The sequence below is a fragment of the Mesotoga sp. Brook.08.105.5.1 genome (assembly GCF_002752635.1).
GTDB lineage: Bacteria > Thermotogota > Thermotogae > Petrotogales > Kosmotogaceae > Mesotoga.
In genome coordinates this window covers 1-18728 of the sequence record NZ_AYTW01000036.1, presented here as the reverse complement: position 1 = coordinate 18728, position 18728 = coordinate 1, and the positions used below count along the sequence as shown (strand labels likewise).

Sequence of the window (18728 nt, the reverse complement as noted above, 5' to 3'; positions counted from 1 at the left end):
CTCAGTCACCTGATCTTCTGTTCTTCATGAAGACCCTTCTATTCAGAAAACGATCATAGTTGCTCCAAGAAGCCGTTGACCCGTTGAATTCTCTCTCTTCAATCTCACGAAACTGGGCAACTTTGGAATCGAGGTCGTCGGCCATGTGAAGAACAATCGCTTCAGTTGTCTTTGGAATAACAGGGGAACCCCACTCCATCTCTCCGTGATGAGATAGAAGAAGATGTTTGATCTCGGTTTGAAGATAGCGCGGGAAGCCCTGTATCTTCGCTATTGCTCTGCCTACCATCTCAATTCCCATAGCGATATGACCAACAAGCTCACCGTCGTTAGTTCGATCGATTCCGGCAGGCGTTACCGCGTATTCATAAACTTTGCCTATATCATGCAGCAATGCACCTGCTATCAGAAGATCCCCGTCTATAGAATCACTGTACTTCGTTGCGAAGAAAACGCAAAGCTCTGCAACAGACATTGTATGCTCCAGAAGACCACCCTTGTAAGCATGGTGTACCTTTGCCGCTGCAGGGGAGATAATGAACTTCTCAATGAACTTCTTATCGTTTTCGAAGATATCTCTCAGCAAGGCCTTGATATGCTCTTCACTCATATTGTTTATAAGACCCAAAAGTTCATCATACATCTGCGGGATATCTTTGGTTGTTACAGCCATGAATCTTTCGGGATCATACTGTCCGATTTCTAGAACTTGAATACCTTCCGAATCAAGATTCAGCTGCTGCCTATCTTCATATACAACTACCCGCCCCGAGATTCTTACAACGGTTCCCTGTTCCAGAGTGTCATCGTTGTGCTCTGCGTTGAACCAATCGATAGCTCTTATCGCGCCTGTCTTGTCAGAAAGAGTGAGAAGAAGGAATTTCTTCCCATCTCGAGCCTCCTGAATTCTCTTAGAATGAACCTTAAATATTGAAAGGACAGAACTTCCCGGGCGCAGGTCTGAAACAAACGGAAGACCGTCCTTATTAGTTTTATCCTGGTCGTCATTTATCTGACTAAGAATCTCATTTCCTATTATGTCGCGGAGTTTCATAATCTTCTCCTTTCCAATAGATCCTGGGAACTCTAGAAGTGATAGAGCAAACCACTTCGTAATTTATGGTACCGCACAGTTCTGCAATTTCCTCCGCAGTTATCGTCTCTTCTTTCTGTGAACCGATTATAACTACTTCGTCTCCCACCGACAGCTTACTATCGACATGTGATACGTCAACCACAAATTGATCCATGCAAACCCTACCCAGGACTCTACATCTCCTGCCCGCAATAATAACACAACCTCTGTTAGAGAGCAGTCTATTAAAGCCGTCTGCATAGCCAACAGGAATAGTGGCAACAAGCATCTCTCGTCCGGCAACAAAGGTTCTTCCATAACTAACCGAATCACCGGCTCGAATCTTCTTTAGGAAGGAAATGCAGGTTTTCCACTCGATTATCGGCTTGAGATTGTAGTCAATAACGCTCGATGGCTGAAGACCATATGTTGCAATACCCACTCTAACATAATCGTAGTCTTTGTTATCAAGAAAGATGGTACCGGCACTATTCGAAATGTGAACCACGAAGTCCCTGCCCCTGCTCTTACCAATGCCCTGGAGGAACTTTCTGAACTCCTCACTCTGCTCGGAAACGAAATCGCTATCCTTTTCATCGGCGGTAGCAAAGTGTGTGTAAGCACCCGTTATCTTAATTCCATTAGCGACCGCCGACTCATATAACTTGATCGATTCTTCCCATTTCATCCCAAGCCGTCTCATCCCTGTATCTACTGCAATCTCAAAATCAGGAAGGGTTTCGTTGAGGCCAGAAATGCTATCAAGCTGACCGGAGGAAAAGAGCGACAATGTAAGACCGTACTCCTTTGCAGCAAGTATCTCTTCATTATCCACATAGTTCAGGACAAGAATCGGAAGAGATATTCCGCTCTCTCGAAGCTTTATCCCCTCTTCAAGAAAAGCAACTGCAAGCCTTTCAACGCCAGCTTCCTCGGCTACTTTGGACAGCTGTTCAGCGCCATGGCCGTACGCATCTGCTTTCACAACTGCCATCAGTCTCGCTGGATATGCTTTCCCAGCTAAATAAAGAAGATTCTGTCTATAGGCAGACAGATTTACTAAGGCGTAGGTCTTTCTACTATTCATGGAATACCTTTTTGGCAAAACACGCTCGGTATGCTATAACTAAATTGCTCTTGTGACTTTCCCAGCTTTAAGGCACTTCACACAAACATTAATTCTCTTTACCTCACCATCAACTACGGCACGGACTTTGTGAACATTCGGCTTCCACCAGCGCTTGGCCTTTTTATTTGAGTGAGAGACCATATTTCCGGTTCTTGGTGCCTTACCACAAACTTCACAAACTTTGGACATTTGATTTGTCCTCCTCTCGATTCGCAATACAATTCATTATAGTAAAGAAAGATCAGCTTTTCAACTCGCTTGGGAGGTTTCACTTCTTGAAATGTCGTTGACTTTCATGTTTGTCACAAGCATAATCTTAGTTATGAAGAAGATAATACCTGCGATTCTGTCAATCACATACGTGATTGCAACAGTCTACTTTTATTTGAGACCGGGAGTACAAACTTTTGTAGTTGGAAGCGACAAGTTCCTTCATTTCGTAGGATTCTTCTCCGGAGGTGTTCTTCTGATTCTGATTTCAAGAATCGGAGCCAGCCGTCTGAACAGGCTTGCCCTTGGGTTCTTCTTGGTGATTGGACCTTTAGTCCTCGAATCTCTTCAAATCATATCTCCTTACAGACAGTTCGACACTCTGGATATCTTGTTCAACTACCTTGGCTGGATTGTTCCTGCAACCGTTTTTTCGATTGTTGAACGCTGCATGGTTCTACTGAAAAACAGAGATTCTCATTGATAAAACCACTTGATCAGCAACGTCCAACTTTCAACGCAGACCTTCAAATTATTCTTCTAATAAGCTAAGATGATATACTTCTTTTTGATCGTGAGGGGAGGTGTAATTCTTGAAAGAGAGAAACTCAGTGAAGTTGCTATCAATCTTTCTGATATCGTTTATGATAAGCCTTTCGCCCATGGTCGTTATGGCAGAGCCATCTATTATGGTTAATACTCATTATGTTTCTCCGGATGCTACACCTTCCGGGTTTCCAGCCCTCATAGTAGGGACTGTGAACAACTTTGATCTCCTTATTTTGAAAGAAGGTCTTCTTGAAAGAGTAGTTTTGGAAGGAATCGAGATTCCGAAGTATGACTGGTCAAGACTTCATAGCAGAGCGCTTCTTAGTCTTCTAAGAAGTACAATAGGGTCTTGGGCAAGGATCCAGAAGATATCTTCTGAAGAACCTTCTTCTGCTTACGTATGGATCTCGATCGAAGATGAAGTCTATCTACTTCAATCAATAATCGTATCAAGCGGTCTTGCTATTTCCGTTGCAGATGGAGAAATCGAACTGAGTTATGCCGAGGAATACGCTTCCAAGGAGAAACTGGGTATCTGGGCAGATGAAGCAAACTCTCTGGAATCACGAATAGAAGAAGATTATGGGCAAGAAGATCAGCCGCCTGTCCAAGACTCGTCAGTCCAGAATGCAAAACTCGTGATTTCAGAAATCAAGATCTTCGATAACGGCGAGTATGCCCTTATAGTCCTAGCCGCTGAAGAGAGAGGAAGTTCAGAAGGTTATTCAATCTCGATAGTCTCAAAGTCAGATAGAAGTGTTGATGAGGATGTCTTCTTCTTCGCTTCAGGAAAAGAGGCTGAAGTCCACGAGCAAATAACAATACTTGTAACACTTGACAGATCACGAACCGTTTCTTATGAGTATGATTTTCTCTGGGAAAGCTTCCTTGATCCTAGAGGAGGCTACCTGAGGGTAAGGGCTCCAAGTGGTAGCGAAACCCTTTTCGAATATGAATACGATAGAAGAATTAGTGGCTTCATTGTAACCCCACTTAACTGAGGGAGGCTTTATAATGAAAAGAGTGTTGTTCTTCTTGGTAATTATCTTCGGAACAACGATTTTTGCTTTTACAGGAGAAAGCATGGGGAAAAGTTCAGCTGATTACAGCGCAGAAACTGTAATTATAATCCACTATCATAGGTACGATAACAACTACGACGGTTGGAATCTCTGGGTATGGCCCGATAAACCAAAGAGCATGGATGGAAAGTCATATTCTTTCGACAAAATCGACGATTTCGGAGTCACTTCGATAGTAAGGCTTCCCGACAAACATTCGAGACTCGGATTCATTGTTAGACTTCGCGAGTGGGAAAAAAAGGACATAGCCGTTGATAGATTTGTAGATATTCCTGAATCCGGTGTAGTAGAGATTTGGGTAGTTGAGGGTGAAGAAGAATTCTTGTTCGATCCGGAAAAGATAGATCTTACACCAAAAGTTAAGATCGCTTTCCTGGATTCATTGACTGAGATTCTGGCCTCTCTATCCGCCCCGGTTGACACTAAAACGGCAGCTCCAAAAGTTACCTTGAACGGCTCTGTTCTCAAAATCGAGAGGTTTGAGAAGGCTGATCCGACAGACATATCAACCACAAACTACGTGAAGATTGTGCTTTCCGAACCGATTGCCGCTGAAAACGTGAACAAACAACTCTCTCTAGAGATCGAAGGGTTTCTGTCAAGCGAAGTGATCATTAGAAAGGCGCTGGATGATCCACAGTTTTACTACGACAAAGAACTTGGATCAATCTACTCGGAGAGTAAAACAGTATTCAGAGTTTGGTCTCCCGTATCTTCTTCGGCTACAGTCATACTCTTTGAAGACCTCTATTCCGAAGTCTACACAGAGGTCCCCATGAGCAAAATCGAGGCAGGTGTGTGGGAAGCGACGGTTGAGGGTGATCAGCATTTAAAAGCCTACAAGTACCGGTTTTTCTCTTACGGTAAGGAAAGAGAGACTGTAGACATCTACTCTAGAGCAGTAACTAGAAACAGCGAGAGATCAGTCGTAATCGATCATAACAAGGCAGTGTTCGATGGCTGGACAGGCCATAAAATCCCGCCTTTTGCGAAGCCGGAGGACGCGGTTATTTACGAGATCCATGTTGGCGATATGACATCAGACTCAAATACCGACATAGAGAGTAAAGGAAAGTACCTGGGACTAACCGAAAGAGGAAAGACTGGGCCTGATGGGGTCACCGCCGGACTGGATCATATAATTGAACTTGGCGTAACTCACGTTCATATTATGCCATTCAATGACATTCACTATATCGATGAGGGCGTTGACGGACAATACGGCTGGGGGTATGATCCATATCTATACATGGTTCCGGAAGGACACTATAGCACAGATCCCTATGACCCACTAAGCAGGATTGCTGAGTCGAAAATGATGATCAAAGCCTTCCACGATAATGGAATCAGGGTGATTCTTGATACAGTATATAACCATACTGCAACAACAGGTTCTTCCTCACCATTTGACCAGACTGTTCCCTATTACTTCTACAGAACGGACAGAACAGGCGACTATCTTAATGGAACTGGGGTTGGAAACGAAATAGCTACCGAAAGGCCGATGATGAGGAAGCATATTCTCGATACAGTAAAGATGTGGGTCCAAGATTACCGAATCGACGGTTTTAGGTTTGATCTGATGGGTTTGATAGACCGCGACACTGTTCTTGCAATAGACAGAGAACTACATGCTATTGATGAATCGATTCTCCTATACGGTGAACCTTGGGGAGGCTGGGGAGCAACGATCACCTTTGGCAAGGGAGATCAGAGGGGTACCGGAGTAGCGGTCTTCAATGATAATCTTCGCGATGCGATAAGAGGTAGCGTTTTCGATCCAAAGGTAAAGGGTTTTGCACTTGGAAGCCGCGCAAAAGAACGAAGGATAATGCGTGGAATTGTAGGTAGTATTGATTACAGCAACGATATTAAGGACTTTGCTGATGACCCGGCAGAGACAATAAACTATGTTTCGGCTCATGACAATCAGACACTCTGGGACAAGAACAGTGCAGCGATGCCCGATGCCCCAAAAGAGCTCCTGATTAGTGCTCAGAAGCTTTCAAACGCCATTGTTATTCTTTCGCAGGGGATTCCGTTCCTACATGGAGGAGTTGATTTTGCGCGCACGAAATACGGAAACGAGAACAGTTACAACGCTGGGGTAGAGCTGAACAAGATGGACTATTCCAGAAAAGCGGAATTCATTGACCTGTTCGAGTACTACAAGGCTCTGATACACCTGAGGAACAATCATCCCGCATTCAGGATGGGCTCAGCCGAAGAAATAAGCAAAAATCTCAAATTCCTAGACGCTCCTAGGAACATAGTCGCTTTCACTATAGATGGCAGAGCGGTAGGCGATTCTTGGGATGAAATTCTCGTAATCTTCAACGGTAATCTTGAACCAAGCGAGATAAACTTACCAGATGAAAGCTGGAATCTTGTTGCTGACAAAGACAGAGTCTCAGAAGATGCGTTTGAAAGGCTGTCCGGAAAGGTAATACTTGCACCGGTATCCACTTATATCCTTCACAAGTGATTTCGGAGGTGTGTTATGTACAGCTGCAAGATAATCAGAATACTTGAGTCAGGCTTCTTTGAGGAAATCTCTCGGTCAATAGAAATCTCAAAGAGAATTCTTGAAGACCATGATTTCACGTATACCGGCTCCACTGATGTCGCTCCAGTAATGAGCGACCTGAAAGAAGCGATATATGCAGACTCCTGTTCAAACGATGTTGTTCTGGTTCTTGGAGGAACTGGTCTATACAGAGAAGACATTGGTCCTGAGGTTGTCTTATCTCTTGTAGACAAGAGAGCAACAGGAATCGAGACTGCCATGTTGAGAAACGCAATTGTTGCCGATCCATCTCTGTGTCTTTACAGGGTGGGAGCAGGAACGATAAAAGACTCAATAGTACTTTCTGTACCAGGATATCATGAGACAGTTCATTACTATCTGGAGGCTGTTCTGGATTACCTGAAACCTTTTTTTGATGGACTGAGGGCGCCGGAGAAGATTCTTGGCAATGATGTCAATGTAAATTTGTGATACGGTGAGCAATCACGAGAAAATCGCTTCTTATTGTCATTTCGGATTTTTGATATAGATCTTTACTAAGTCTTGAGTGTAAGGGAGTACTGAATTCATATGATGTTTTCAAAAGTTAGTGGAAAATACGTTTCTGTTGAGGGTGTAATCGGGGTTGGTAAAACTACCCTGGTCAAATTGCTATCTCAGAAGTACACGATGCCCACTGTACTGGAAGTAGTCGAGGAAAATCCTTTTCTCACGAACTTCTACGAAGACATGGACAGGTGGGCCTTTCAAACTCAACTCTTCTTCTTGATAAGCCGATTTGATCAACAGTCACTACTGAAAAAGGCGGCTTCTCAAGGCCAAGGAGTAATCTCCGACTATGCATTTGTGAAGGATCACTTGTTCGCTTCGCTAACTCTGAAAGGCGAACAGCTAAGACTCTATGAGAAGATCTTCAATGCTCTTAAAGAGCAGGTCCTCCATCCCGACCTCATAGTCTATCTCTTTGCTGAGGTAGACATTTTGATGAACAGAATCGCTTTGAGGGACAGACCCTTCGAGAGAAGAATGGACAGAACTTACATAGCAATGCTTGGAGACGCGTATGAAGAATATATGAAAGACGTGAAGGAAAGCAAAGTGCTCAGGATAGATACGTCAAACATCGACTTTGTGAGGAACCATGATGACCTTAACACTATTTTCAACAGAATAGAGGCATGTTTATGATTATTGGAATTTGCGGAAACATTGGAGCAGGAAAATCATCTCTCACCTCGCTTCTTGAGGAGACTCTGGGATTCAGAGGGGTCTACGAAGCAGTGGATGAAAACCCGTTTCTGAAGGATTTTTACTCCAACATGGAGCGATGGGCCTTCCACTCGCAACTATTTTTTTTGATAAAGAGATTCGACTTCCTCAAGAGAGTCGTGACAGAGGGCGCAGTGATTCTTCAAGACAGAACTATATATGAGGACGTTGAGATATTTGCTCGCAATCTTCAGCTTATGGGTTATATCGATGAAAGGGACTGGCAATTATACATGGACACTTACCAGACACTTTCTGAACATCTGACGGCCCCAGACGGAATTGTCTATCTTAAGTGCTCGAAGAACGTGTTGTTGAAGAGAATAAGGAAGAGAGGGCGTGGTTTCGAGAGTGGTGTCAGCGAGGACTACATCGAAAGACTGAATGGTCTTTACAGCGAATGGATCAACAGCGTCACCTTCTGTCGTAAGTTAGTTATTGACGGAGATAGATATGATTTCATAGAGAGTCCTCAAGACAGAGAAGACGTTCTTCACCTGATTTCAAGGTTCACGGCTGAGCTTGTGGCAGGAGTGCAGTCTAGGTTGTTTTCCAGATAGCTTCAATTGAAGATACATCTATGTATTCTATTCCTGCAGCCGTGCAAACACCGTCCATGGTAATATCGTTCCCAATCATCACGCAGTTCTTTGCCTCGAGGTTATTTATCTCAAGAATCTCACGATAGTATCTAACATCGGGTTTCACATAATGAGAGTTTTCCATTGTAGTTACATAATCGATGAATCCGCTTTCTAATCCTACCCACTGTAATCTTTTGTTAATAGCCTTCTCGGGGAATATCGGATTTGTAGCGATAATAATCTCGCTTCCTGCCCTTTTCAGGTTTTTAAGTGACTTAACAACCCTTTCGCGCGGTACAATCAGTTCCTGAAGCCTATTGTACTCACTGTCATAGAAGTTGTTGAAGAACAGTTCATACCATTTCCTGTTCCTGTCAAACTGCCCCATAGAATCGGTGAACTTCTCCATGAAATGATCGTAGTTATTTACTAGTCCGTCTCTTTCACCGAAAAGACTCTTCAGCGATGTGTGCAGAGATGCCATGAATCTTTCGAAATCGACTCTACCCTCAGCAAAGTCTGCTATTAGCTGAAAATAACGTCTGGCAAAATCCTCGTCAGAAACAGAACTTAGCGTCCCATCAAGATCAAACAGATATGTTGTTAACCTTTTCAAATCTCCACTCCTATCGCAAGTTTCTTTTTCGCAAATGCCTGTAAGAAATCACAATTTCCGGCAGTCCCTATAGAAACATTTCACATTTTAAGATTATCATGATCGGACATATACTGCCAGACCTTCCACCTTGACAGTGAAGATCTCTTCACTTTCAGTTCAGACATTGACCCGGCAAGACCAGCAAGAATAGAGGATAATGAACAGAGCTCTTCGCTGAGCAAGCTGAAGTGAGTGACACAGTCAAGAGACGAGTAACTTCATTCATGCTCTCAGATAATGGCATCATCACTCTTTCTGAGCAATATAGGAGAAGAGTTCCTTCAACGTATGACTCAAATACACGTAACAAATGTTACCGAGTAAAGCTGTCACTTTTGGTAGAGTATTAATGAACAAACGGGAGGTGTCGATATGGGAAGGAAGATAACAGATAGCGTTACATGGGTCGGCAAGATCGATTGGGAACTTAAGAAGTTTCACGGAGAAGATTATTCGACTCACAGAGGGTCAAGTTACAACTCTTACCTAATATGGGACGAGAAGACAGCCCTGATAGATACAGTATGGGCACCCTTTGCAGAGGAATTTGTGGAGAACCTGAAGAAGGAGATTGATCTGTCCGAGATTGACTATGTCATTGCGAACCATGGGGAGATTGATCACAGCGGCGGTCTCGTTGCACTAATGAGAGAGATTCCAGACACGCCAATCTACTGCACGGCTAATGCGGTGAAGTCTCTTAAAGGGCAGTTCCATAAGGACTGGAATTTCGTGACAGTGAAGACGGGCGACACTCTCACTCTCGGCAAGAAGACCCTAACCTTTGTGGAAGCGCCTATGCTTCACTGGCCAGATTCAATGTTCGAGTACCTTGACGGAGATGCGATACTGTTTAGTAATGACGCATTTGGACAGCACTACGCCACAGAGCTTCTGTACAACGATCTTGTGGATCAAGCCGAGCTGTATCAAGAGGCAGTGAAGTATTATGCCAACATTCTAACTCCTTTCAGCAAGCTCGTAATCAGAAAGATAGAAGAAGTTCTTTCCTTCAATTTACCGGTGAACATGATATGCCCTAGCCATGGGATTATCTGGAGAGAAGATCCGACACAGATAGTCAAAAAGTATCTGCAGTGGGCAAACGACTACCAGGAAGATCAGGTGACTATCGTCTACGATACTATGTGGGAAGGCACGAAGATGATGGCTGAAGCCATTGCCGATGGTATAGGAAGAGTAAGCAAAAACACGGCTTTGAAACTCTACAACGCTGGTAAAACAGACAAAAACGACATTGTAACAGAGATATTCAAGTCGAAGGCTGTTCTCTTTGGCTCTCCGACAGTCAATAAGGGAATCCTCGCACCTCTTTCCGGCATGCTTCATGAAGTGAAGGGACTGGCTTTTAAGAACAAGAAGGCAGCGGTGTTCGGCACTTATGGATGGAGTGGAGAATCAGTAGAAGTCCTGGGAAAGATGGTGGAAGAAGCCGGATTTGAAGTAGTCCAGGCTGGCCTGAAGAAAATGTGGTCCCCCGACGACGCAAACTTGACCGACTGCAGAGAGTTCGGTTCTGAATTTGCTTCTAAGCTCTGATATACCCCTAAGCTTTGAGTAGTGTTCTCAATTTGTGAAACGTTTCGTCTTCCAGGAGGTAGTAAGATTTTTTCAGTGCCGCCTCCTGGTATGCTTCTAGAAATGCGACTGCGTCGCCAATTGTCTCCACAAGTCTTTTCTTGCCTACCTCTTTCTCTATTTCCATGGCCATTTTCATCCCCACCGGAACCAAACTACCGATACCGAACCAACTTCTCTCCATAATCATTCTAGCTTCATCGTCGAAATACTCTTCTGCACAAGACTAAGGAAGACTTCCTGAAGCAACTCGAGATGTTTCTCAAAACCTTCCATGACTTTCGATCTCGACAGTGTAACACGTCTCATCGCAGGTATCTTCGATGAATCACTAACAAGGTTCGCTATTTCTTCGTACTCCATACTCACAAATCTCTACACGAGCTGATCAAGAGGAGTCTCGTCAAACACAATCCTTTCGTCAGTGATAGAGTTTCTTCCGATGTGATGTGCCTCATGAGCCAAAACTTCCTCAATCGCATCGAAACCTATATCCAAGGCAAAAACAGGATCGAACTAGACTCCCCTATGATCGGCATTCGCATTGTAAGGCATCGGAATGAGATAGACGTTAAAACCCTCAAAAGACACTTGATCCGGAAGGTACATCTTCGCCTTTGAGATGGCTGAAGATCTTATCTTTGATTCGTTTTTCACAATTAGGTCCAGAAAGACCCTCAACTCGGGCCTTCTCTCCCTGATCTTGTCCAACTATGTTATGAGCTCTGTGCAATCCTTCGAAAGACCCGAAAGTGTCCTCCCTCCGGGAAATGGCAGCAAGCAAGCATTCCTTTGTCTCAGAAGCGTGCACATGAAACTGTGTAAACATGTTCGAAAGAGGTGAATCGAGAACCTTACTCGCTTTCTCCTTGCAAGAACCTCTACCGGAATCTACCAGATCAATGAGAGCGAAGATCTCCTCTGTATGAATCCAGCTCAATTGAATCCCCCCCGTGAAGTCGTCAATAGGCAAGAGATACTATACCATCAATCTTGGCGAGGCATAGAAGCTAGCGGGTCAGTCCCACACCTCTGTGTACCTGAAACAATGCACTAAGTGATCGTTCACCAACCCGGTTGCCTGCATAAGAGCATAGACGATTGTCGGCCCAACGAAAGTAAATCCGCGCTGTTTGAGTGAGCGAGATATCTCAGCGGACTTTTCAGTAAGAGGCGGAATCTCAGAAAGACTTTCCCATTTGTTGACTATAGGTCTATTTCCGACAAAACCCCAGATGTAAGTATCGAAAGCGCCAAATTCAGCTTCAATCTCTAAAAATCTCTTTGCGTTGTTTATTGCCGATTCAATCTTTCTCCTGTTCCTGATTATACCCGCGTTCTTGAACAACTCTTCGACTTCGCCACTTCCAAAATCAGCCACCACACGAGGAACGAATCCAGCAAAGGCTTCTCTATAGCTCTCTCGCTTTTTGAGCACAGTGTGCCAATTAAGACCAGCCTGGGCCCCTTCAAGAATTAAGAACTCAAACCACTTCTTGTCGTCATGAACTGGAACTCCCCATTCTCTATCATGATATTCAATATACAATTCGTCTACTTCTGACCATGGACAGCGTTCAATTTCCGACATAGTAATCACTCCGTCACCCAAATACTTTTTCCAAATGACTCGGCTGGGGCATCTGTTGAAGATTCACGCCAAGAAGAGAAGAGATCATTTTCATGTGATCATCTAGTTTTTGAAAGAACAGGTTCATCTATCTATACATATTCACCTTCTGAATCGAATATCTCCCCGACAACCGCTTTGGCCTGTTCGTAGGATTTCGTTCTAGGATCTCTCAACAGTATTTCGATTATAAGTTCGGGATTTCTTTCGTTGAATGCCTCAAGTGCCCACTCCATTCTCAGTATTCTTGGTTTCAGATACCATTGAACAACTCTCTCAGGCAAGGCAGGTTCAATCTCTTCTATATGGATTCCATCACTATCAACGATTGCCGGAACTTCAACGGCAACATCGTCATCAATCCCTTTAATCGCACCCTGATTAAGAGTGTTGACAATGAATCTCGCAGAGTTTCCGTTGACAATCGCATCAATAAAAGGTATATGCTGCTCACCGCTCATTGAATTCCTATCATATAGTTGGGCAGCTTCTCTTGTGAAATCGCCCGAAAGACCTTTCGATCCCTCGATTATAAGCTTCTCCAGACTCGCTCCGGGAAACTGTTCGATAGCTTTCGAAAGCGCTATGGTTGCGTTCGTGACTTCACCCAGCTGCTCCTTGTACCACTTCCACCCCAGTTCTGAGTCGGGACTGCCCCACGGACTTCCATACCACTTCTCCAGAGTATCTTGATCATAATGGTACTTCCAGCTGCTGTTTCGAACCGTGTCTCCAATAGGAACCAGACCATAGAATGAATACATGTCAATCGTCGCGGGAGACATCTGAACATTGAAAGGATTAGACGGCCTGAACTCACTCGCATCGAATTTCGAAGCGTATTTCTCGAATAATGGATACAAGTCCTCTCCTCTTCTTCTAAACCTATTGAGCCATATTCCGTGGTTGACACCGGCAACCTGCCAGTCTAATTCATCTTTGTGAACACCAAGGGTCTCTGCAACTTCCATAACATCGTAATGACCGTGACAGAATCCGATCATTCTGATCTTTGATTTTCTTCTTATGAGCGTGGTCCCTTCGAATACCGGGTTAGCCGCCTGAAGCATCCATGCTTCCGGCGCCAGTCTTTCCATGGTCTCGGCAATCTTCAAAAAGAACGAAAGCTGATTCCAATTTGTCAGTGTGTAGTAGTCTGAAACCATGTTGAATTCCTGTGTGTCTATCCCTCTATAGTAACCATGCTTCTCTCCGATTGTCCTGATTCTGTCCAGGAATCCGTGTCCACCTACTAGAGCCGTATTAATCACGAAGTCGCTTCCCGCGACCGCTTCTTCTAGCTCCGTTGTCTTCGAAAAGTTGAGATCAGTTTTCATCTCTGCAGCTAATTTCGAGGCTAGAACATGCACCGCTTCAAGTCTTCCCTCATCAATGTCCATTAGAGTTACCTTGCTTTTGTGAAGTCCCTTTGTCTTGCAAATATCGCTCACTAGCCTAAGCGAAAACACTGCGCTTCCTGCACCTATTATGCAGATATTCACTGCAGACAAACCAATCCCTCCCAGTCGTCGTTTAGATAAATGATACCACTAATTAACTGCTGCTCAGAAACTCAAGACCATGTAGACAACTTATGGACAGTTAAACAAACAAATGCGTCGCTCGGTCAAATTGCTGTAGATGTTCCAGAAAGACGTGTCTCATTCAGGACCTTTTAAAACCTTTTTCAAAGCAAATGCTTATTGCAATATTAACCGTAGTATAATATCTAGTGAGCTGTATTCGGTTTGAGGGACGAAGAAGACTATCAATCGGCTTTATGCCGAATAACAGGGGGTGTTTAGATGAAAAAGTGTTTGTTGGCAGTTCTTCTTTTGTCCGTAAGTCTGCTTTTTTCTTCGGGAAGTGTTGAGATCTTCAGCTGGTGGACCGGTGGAGGGGAAGAGGAAGGACTAGCCGCAATCTACGATGTCTTCAAAGCTAAGTATCCAGACGTAGAGATAATCAACGCAACGGTTGCCGGCGGAGCAGGGACGAATGCTAAGGCAGTCTTGAAGACCAGAATGCTCGGTGGTAATCCTCCCGATTCATTCCAGGTCCATGGGGGCATGGAATTGATCGACACGTACGTTGTTACGGGAATGATGGAACCTCTTACCGCCATTCTCGAAAGCTGGGGAATACTTGACAAGTTCCCTGAGGACATTATGACCATCTGTAGCTACGAAGGCGAGGTTTACTCGATTCCCGTTAACGTGCACAGAGGAAACGTGGTCTTCATAAACAATGAAATCCTCCACAAGGTTGGAATCGACGAAGTGCCTACCGATGTACCCGGCTTCCTTGAAGTATGTGCAAAGATTAAGGAAGCAGGGTATATACCCCTATCGCTAGGAGACAAGGACAAGTGGGAAGCTGGGCATCTCTTTGAGACGATCTTGCTTTCAACTCTCGGACCTGATGGTTATAATGGTTTGTGGAACGGCGCGACAAGCTTCAGTGACCCAGGGGTTGAAAGAGCAATAGTCGTGTTTGAAGAATTGATCAAGTATGTGAATGAAGATCATGCCGCTCTCACCTGGCAGGACGCAACAAGAATGGTCTTTGAAGGAAAGGTAGCGTTCAATGTAATGGGAGACTGGGCAGAAGGTTACCTGAAGACGCTTGGCTGGACACCGGGAGTAGAGTTCAGCTGGATGGCAGTTCCAGGAACAGAGGGCTCCTTCATGGTTGTTACGGATACTTTTGGACTGCCTATGAACGCACCAAATAGAGAGAATGCTCTCAAGTGGTTAGAAATTGTCGCTTCGGTAGAAGGGCAGGATGCCTTCAACCCGATAAAGGGTTCGATTCCGGCAAGACTCGATGCAGACAAGTCTCTCTATGATCCCTATCTAATCTGGTCGATGGAGGATTTCTCGACCAACGCTCTATGTCCCTCTATTGCCCATGGATCAGCCGCTCCGGAAGGGTTCGTAACGGAGTTGAACGATGCAGTGAACATCTTCATAACCACAAAGGACAGAGCGGCCTTGATGAGAGCAATAAGAAATGCCGCTGAAGACTATATTGATTAATCCTTGTTAGTAGGGGCCTGCAAGTAGCAGGCCCCTTATTTGGGGGTGTTCTAAATCAAGAGGAAGACAAGACGTGGAATTATCTCCTTCCTGATTCTTTCACCAACATTCGCAGCAATAGGAATCTTCGTCTATTTTTTCATCGGTCAGACGATCAGAACATCTGTTTCCAACTGGAACAGTTTCGCGAGACTCCTTAAAGGCGAATTTGAATTTGTCGGATTAAGAAATTACTTGAGACTCTTCGAAGATCCGAGGTTCCAGACGGATCTATGGAACACCCTGTATTTCACTCTTTTCTTCATATTGGGATGCTTGATTCTAGGGATAATTCTTGCTACACTCATCGATCGAAACCTCAAGGCATCCAGTATCTTCAGAAACATATATCTCTTCCCGATGGCGCTATCGTTTGTAGTAACCGGTGCCGTCTGGAGATGGATATTCGCTCCTGGAATACTTCCAAATAGCCCTCAGGGCATGAACCTTCTTCTCGATATTTTTGGGCTCGATCTCTTGCAGTGGAAGTGGTTCACAAGTACGGAGAGCTTCCTGAACTTCAATGTTGCGCTTATTCCTGTAATAGTTGCCGCTGTCTGGCAAATGTCAGGATATACTATGGCAATGTACCTTGCAGGGTTGCGCGGAATATCGCAAGATCTGATCGAGGCAGCTGAAGTGGACGGAGCGACGGGCTGGCAGATCTTCTGGAAAATCAAATTTCCTATTCTCAGGCCGATCACTTTGAGTGCGATGATCATTCTCGGTCACATATCGTTGAAGATATTTGATCTGGTCTATGCGATGACCGGAAGCGGGCCAAACAACGTAACCGATATGCCTGCGCTGTATATGTTTGAAACGACTTTCAGAGCAAACAAATACGCAACTGGATCGGCAATAGCTATCATTATGCTCTTGTTGGTAGCCGTTGTAATTATCCCATATCTTGCCTCGGCTTTCAGAAAGGAGAAGAGGGTATGATCAAGAAAATCGTCACTTACATTCTTCTGGTTGTATTTGCATTGTTCTTTCTGATGCCAATCTATGTCCTTCTGGCGACAAGTCTCAAACCTCTCAGAGAAGTCGGCCTGGAGAAAATGTGGTTCCTGCCTAAGGAACCCTCTCTTGATGGCTTCGCAAAGGCTTTCAACCGTCTCGCTCCTAACCTGAGGAATTCATTCATTTTGGTGATTCCTGCAACGCTCTTATCAGCCATAATTGGCTCTATTAACGGTTACGTTTTATCGAAACTGAAATTCAGAGGTTCCGATTTGCTTTTCGCTCTAGTTCTCTTCGGGATGTTTATTCCTTACCAGAGTGTCCTCTTCCCTCTTATTCGTTTCCTGCAAGACATAGGTCTTTACGGCTCACTTTGGGGATTGATTTTGGTCCATGTAGTTTATGGATTGCCAATAACAACTTTGATCTTCCGCAATTACTACAGTGAAGTACCTACGGAGCTAATTGAAGCGGCTGGAATAGATGGCGCCGGTATATTCAGGACCTACCTGAAAGTTCTCTTTCCAATTTCTCTACCCGGCTTCGTAGTAGTTGTGATCTGGCAGTTCACTAATATCTGGAACGAGTTTCTCTTCGCGGTAACTGTAACGAGTGATCCCACAAAGCAGCCAATTACAGTCGCTTTGGTCAATCTTGCCGGGAGTCAGGTTGTTGAATGGAATGTTCAGATGGCTGGAGCGCTGCTGGCTGCTCTACCAACGCTGGTTGTCTATGTACTGCTTGGTAAATACTTCCTGAGAGGACTTCTTGCGGGCTCTGTCAAAGGCTAGAGAACTCTAGGCGATCCTTCTCAGTTAACACTCAGAGCTCTGTCGAGAAGATGCTGTCTATTCTGTGCCGAAATCTCGGCAAGCTCATCTTCAAATCCACATTCCTCACCATCTTTTGAAGCTTTCAGGTAAAGGTGAAGCTGTCTTCCAACAACATTGCTCATCGTGAAGCCTGCTTTGTCTTCCATGGTCTTACGGAAGCTTTCTGTAACTTCCTCTCCAAATTCGTCCAGCAGATGGGCATATGTCATCCCGAAGATAAGAAACTCGGCGAACATATCCTCCCGGGAAGGATGCTTCTCTCCGTAAGACTCGAGAATTCCAAGTGCGAAAGGTGAGTGCTCGAGTCTTTTGACGAGTTCGGCAATCCGCGAGAGAAAGAGGTCTGCAAGCGGGTGACAGAACTCGTTAAAAGCAACGATTCTAGACCAGACGAAGTTCTCAAGATAACTGGAGAATTCTTCATCGGGCGCCGTGACCCCTGGCTCATAGGGCCACTTCTCGGTCGCTCTACCTGGATATCTTGCAATACTGTAGAGCCAGTCAGATCCAGATGCACCAAGAGAAACAAGTTCAGGGAAAAGCGGATTTGGAGCGAAAATAAGTTCTTTGTAATTATTCCAAAAAACCGCCACTAACTCTCTCAATACTATTACCGATCAAAGCTTCGATAGCGTCTTTCTCAACCTCATTCTATAGCGTCTTCTGGCTTTCCTGGAGTTTCTCCAGAGTTCCGAACTCGAGAACCCCCTAATCTCCCTGTTCAAACCGCTCCTATGCAAACCCGGTTCGTATCTTTCGAGAAATGGCGGAAATCCAATTGGCTTGAGACCAGGTCATGAATGGCTAAGAATGTAAGTGAAGAAGAAATAGGACGGTGTTCCATCTCTCAATAACCTTTCAAGCTCATGAAAGCGTACCTTATTGCCTAGAATGAAGTTCTCTGTATCCAAACAGAGAGGGTGGTGTCTGTGGGGCTTCTGATTTGCACTTTGATTCAGCTCTGATGTCATAAGGACTATTGCCATCACTTGGATCTGCTTGTCACTTTCGACCTTCATCTTCCATCTCATCTTCAGAGTGTGTCTTTATGAAACAGAAAGAATCTTGATACAGACACCAATTATCGAATCATACCAAAGATTGCAATCAAAGCAAAACTGACTCTTTGTGTAGATTTCATTACTGCATTGAGTCCCGACAATTGACGCCATCAAAAACCATCCTGGTAATTGTAGGATATCCCGGGCTCTAGATCCGAAACTGACGCAATCAGAGTTTGTAACAGCCATTCAGCTCCACACTCAGCTCAACACCGTCTCTTCTCGAAATGAAAAAACTATCCAAGATCGTCGAGAACCACGATCACCAGATACAGTCTAAAATGACTTATGGAGATCAGATTTGAAGAGTTGAACCATCGGCGTAATAAAGGAATACATCCTTTGTTCTCTCTTGAGTTTATCACTTAATCTTCTGAAAACAGCTAAACAAGCGAAAGTATTTTTAGAAACGAAGAATTTTGCCACTACAAACTCTGTATTCAGAGAGTGAGTTCTTGTTGAGGCGTTACCTTGTCGGGTTG

At 44.4% G+C, this 18728-nt stretch carries 20 protein-coding genes and 1 pseudogene; 10 read left to right on the top strand and 11 right to left on the bottom strand.

The genetic code is table 11. The annotated features are described in order from the left end of the window. Nucleotide 1: 1 nt before the first annotated feature. The 3 genes from V512_RS11150 to rpmB are packed head-to-tail and all read right to left on the bottom strand — an operon-like array spanning nucleotide 2 to nucleotide 2393. Nucleotides 2-1054 carry an HD domain-containing protein gene (locus V512_RS11150; RefSeq protein WP_099830537.1) on the bottom strand — a complete coding sequence of 351 codons (1053 nt, stop codon included), beginning with the start codon at nucleotides 1052-1054 and terminating at the stop codon, nucleotides 2-4. Then, a complete protein-coding gene (gene alr, locus V512_RS11145; protein ID WP_099830536.1) occupies nucleotides 1026-2162 on the bottom strand; it encodes an alanine racemase in 1137 nt (378 codons plus the stop codon). Before alr ends, V512_RS11150 begins: the two co-directional genes overlap by 29 nt. A gap of 39 nt (nucleotides 2163-2201) precedes the next feature. Continuing rightward, a complete protein-coding gene (rpmB, locus tag V512_RS11140; protein ID WP_099830535.1) occupies nucleotides 2202-2393 on the bottom strand; it encodes a 50S ribosomal protein L28 in 192 nt (63 codons plus the stop codon). Between the two features lie 91 nt (nucleotides 2394-2484). Here rpmB and V512_RS11135 point away from each other — a divergent pair, with 91 nt between their 5' ends. The 6 genes from V512_RS11135 to V512_RS11110 all read left to right on the top strand — a co-directional run bounded on the left by V512_RS11135 (nucleotide 2485) and on the right by V512_RS11110 (nucleotide 8401). Beyond that, nucleotides 2485-2898: an antibiotic resistance protein VanZ gene (locus V512_RS11135; protein WP_243392399.1), complete on the top strand. Its 414-nt coding sequence runs from the start codon at nucleotides 2485-2487 to the stop codon at nucleotides 2896-2898. Nucleotides 2899-3007: 109 nt separating this feature from the next. Next, a complete protein-coding gene (locus V512_RS11130; protein ID WP_099830534.1) occupies nucleotides 3008-3964 on the top strand; it encodes a hypothetical protein in 957 nt (318 codons plus the stop codon). Nucleotides 3965-3977: 13 nt separating this feature from the next. Then, nucleotides 3978-6530, top strand: a complete 2553-nt coding sequence (gene pulA, locus V512_RS11125; protein ID WP_099830533.1) for a type I pullulanase — start codon at nucleotides 3978-3980, stop codon at nucleotides 6528-6530. 15 nt (nucleotides 6531-6545) lie between these two features. Beyond that, complete coding sequence (locus tag V512_RS11120) at nucleotides 6546-7043, top strand: molybdopterin-binding protein (RefSeq protein WP_099830532.1); 498 nt, start codon at nucleotides 6546-6548, stop codon at nucleotides 7041-7043. Between the two features lie 99 nt (nucleotides 7044-7142). After that, nucleotides 7143-7760 carry a deoxynucleoside kinase gene (locus V512_RS11115; RefSeq protein ID WP_099830531.1) on the top strand — a complete coding sequence of 206 codons (618 nt, stop codon included), beginning with the start codon at nucleotides 7143-7145 and terminating at the stop codon, nucleotides 7758-7760. Then, nucleotides 7757-8401 carry a deoxynucleoside kinase gene (locus tag V512_RS11110; protein ID WP_099830530.1) on the top strand — a complete coding sequence of 215 codons (645 nt, stop codon included), beginning with the start codon at nucleotides 7757-7759 and terminating at the stop codon, nucleotides 8399-8401. Before V512_RS11115 ends, V512_RS11110 begins: the two co-directional genes overlap by 4 nt. Here the strand turns inward: V512_RS11110 and V512_RS11105 are convergent. Then, complete coding sequence (locus V512_RS11105) at nucleotides 8382-9041, bottom strand: HAD family hydrolase (protein ID WP_099830529.1); 660 nt, start codon at nucleotides 9039-9041, stop codon at nucleotides 8382-8384. The two genes, V512_RS11110 and V512_RS11105, sit on opposite strands and share 20 nt — an antisense overlap. Before the next feature lie 414 nt (nucleotides 9042-9455). Here V512_RS11105 and V512_RS11100 point away from each other — a divergent pair, with 414 nt between their 5' ends. Continuing rightward, nucleotides 9456-10643 (top strand): anaerobic nitric oxide reductase flavorubredoxin, encoded by a 1188-nt coding sequence (locus tag V512_RS11100; RefSeq protein ID WP_099830528.1) that lies wholly within the window; start codon nucleotides 9456-9458, stop codon nucleotides 10641-10643. A 7-nt stretch (nucleotides 10644-10650) separates the two neighbouring features. Here V512_RS11100 and V512_RS15160 read toward each other — a convergent pair whose 3' ends face one another. The 5 genes and pseudogenes from V512_RS15160 to aglA form a co-directional block, all read right to left on the bottom strand. After that, nucleotides 10651-10866: a DUF5700 domain-containing putative Zn-dependent protease gene (locus tag V512_RS15160; protein WP_243392398.1), complete on the bottom strand. Its 216-nt coding sequence runs from the start codon at nucleotides 10864-10866 to the stop codon at nucleotides 10651-10653. 2 nt (nucleotides 10867-10868) lie between these two features. Further along, the gene (locus V512_RS15155) at nucleotides 10869-11045 is read right to left on the bottom strand and encodes a hypothetical protein (protein ID WP_243392397.1); all 177 of its coding nucleotides are present in this window, start codon (nucleotides 11043-11045) and stop codon (nucleotides 10869-10871) included. A 12-nt stretch (nucleotides 11046-11057) separates the two neighbouring features. Further along, nucleotides 11058-11339, bottom strand: a pseudogene (locus V512_RS15400) (DUF5700 domain-containing putative Zn-dependent protease). 361 nt (nucleotides 11340-11700) lie between these two features. Then, nucleotides 11701-12264 carry a DNA-3-methyladenine glycosylase I gene (locus V512_RS11090; protein ID WP_180977929.1) on the bottom strand — a complete coding sequence of 188 codons (564 nt, stop codon included), beginning with the start codon at nucleotides 12262-12264 and terminating at the stop codon, nucleotides 11701-11703. Between the two features lie 140 nt (nucleotides 12265-12404). Next, the gene (gene aglA / locus V512_RS11085; RefSeq protein ID WP_099830526.1) at nucleotides 12405-13823 is read right to left on the bottom strand and encodes an alpha-glucosidase AglA; all 1419 of its coding nucleotides are present in this window, start codon (nucleotides 13821-13823) and stop codon (nucleotides 12405-12407) included. A 294-nt stretch (nucleotides 13824-14117) separates the two neighbouring features. Here aglA and V512_RS11080 point away from each other — a divergent pair, with 294 nt between their 5' ends. Genes V512_RS11080 through V512_RS11070 form a run of 3 tightly spaced genes read left to right on the top strand, consistent with a single transcriptional unit; the run spans nucleotide 14118 to nucleotide 17143 of the window. Next, nucleotides 14118-15350 carry an ABC transporter substrate-binding protein gene (locus V512_RS11080; RefSeq protein WP_099830525.1) on the top strand — a complete coding sequence of 411 codons (1233 nt, stop codon included), beginning with the start codon at nucleotides 14118-14120 and terminating at the stop codon, nucleotides 15348-15350. Between the two features lie 54 nt (nucleotides 15351-15404). Then, complete coding sequence (locus tag V512_RS11075) at nucleotides 15405-16334, top strand: sugar ABC transporter permease (RefSeq protein WP_099830524.1); 930 nt, start codon at nucleotides 15405-15407, stop codon at nucleotides 16332-16334. Further along, a complete protein-coding gene (locus V512_RS11070; RefSeq protein WP_099830523.1) occupies nucleotides 16331-17143 on the top strand; it encodes a carbohydrate ABC transporter permease in 813 nt (270 codons plus the stop codon). The genes V512_RS11075 and V512_RS11070 overlap by 4 nt, the downstream gene beginning before the upstream one ends. A 20-nt stretch (nucleotides 17144-17163) precedes the next feature. Here the strand turns inward: V512_RS11070 and V512_RS11065 are convergent, their stop codons facing one another. After that, complete coding sequence (locus tag V512_RS11065; protein WP_099830522.1) at nucleotides 17164-17778, bottom strand: hypothetical protein; 615 nt, start codon at nucleotides 17776-17778, stop codon at nucleotides 17164-17166. Between the two features lie 201 nt (nucleotides 17779-17979). Further along, complete coding sequence (locus tag V512_RS11060; RefSeq protein WP_099830521.1) at nucleotides 17980-18204, bottom strand: hypothetical protein; 225 nt, start codon at nucleotides 18202-18204, stop codon at nucleotides 17980-17982. Nucleotides 18205-18728 lie beyond the last annotated feature (524 nt).

Bases quoted from the DNA above. Each gene is read 5' to 3' on its own strand.
- V512_RS11150 (WP_099830537.1), bottom strand. From the start codon at position 1,054: ATGAAACTCCGCGACATAATAGGAAATGAGATTCTTAGTCAGATAAAT.
- alr (WP_099830536.1), bottom strand. From the start codon at position 2,162: ATGAATAGTAGAAAGACCTACGCCTTAGTAAATCTGTCTGCCTATAGA.
- rpmB (WP_099830535.1), bottom strand. From the start codon at position 2,393: ATGTCCAAAGTTTGTGAAGTTTGTGGTAAGGCACCAAGAACCGGAAAT.
- V512_RS11135 (WP_243392399.1), top strand. From the start codon at position 2,485: ATGTCGTTGACTTTCATGTTTGTCACAAGCATAATCTTAGTTATGAAG.
- pulA (WP_099830533.1), top strand. From the start codon at position 3,978: ATGAAAAGAGTGTTGTTCTTCTTGGTAATTATCTTCGGAACAACGATT.
- V512_RS11120 (WP_099830532.1), top strand. From the start codon at position 6,546: ATGTACAGCTGCAAGATAATCAGAATACTTGAGTCAGGCTTCTTTGAG.
- V512_RS11115 (WP_099830531.1), top strand. From the start codon at position 7,143: ATGATGTTTTCAAAAGTTAGTGGAAAATACGTTTCTGTTGAGGGTGTA.
- V512_RS11110 (WP_099830530.1), top strand. From the start codon at position 7,757: ATGATTATTGGAATTTGCGGAAACATTGGAGCAGGAAAATCATCTCTC.
- V512_RS11100 (WP_099830528.1), top strand. From the start codon at position 9,456: ATGGGAAGGAAGATAACAGATAGCGTTACATGGGTCGGCAAGATCGAT.
- V512_RS15160 (WP_243392398.1), bottom strand. From the start codon at position 10,866: ATGGAGAGAAGTTGGTTCGGTATCGGTAGTTTGGTTCCGGTGGGGATG.
- V512_RS15155 (WP_243392397.1), bottom strand. From the start codon at position 11,045: ATGGAGTACGAAGAAATAGCGAACCTTGTTAGTGATTCATCGAAGATA.
- V512_RS11080 (WP_099830525.1), top strand. From the start codon at position 14,118: ATGAAAAAGTGTTTGTTGGCAGTTCTTCTTTTGTCCGTAAGTCTGCTT.
- V512_RS11070 (WP_099830523.1), top strand. From the start codon at position 16,331: ATGATCAAGAAAATCGTCACTTACATTCTTCTGGTTGTATTTGCATTG.
- V512_RS11060 (WP_099830521.1), bottom strand. From the start codon at position 18,204: ATGAAGGTCGAAAGTGACAAGCAGATCCAAGTGATGGCAATAGTCCTT.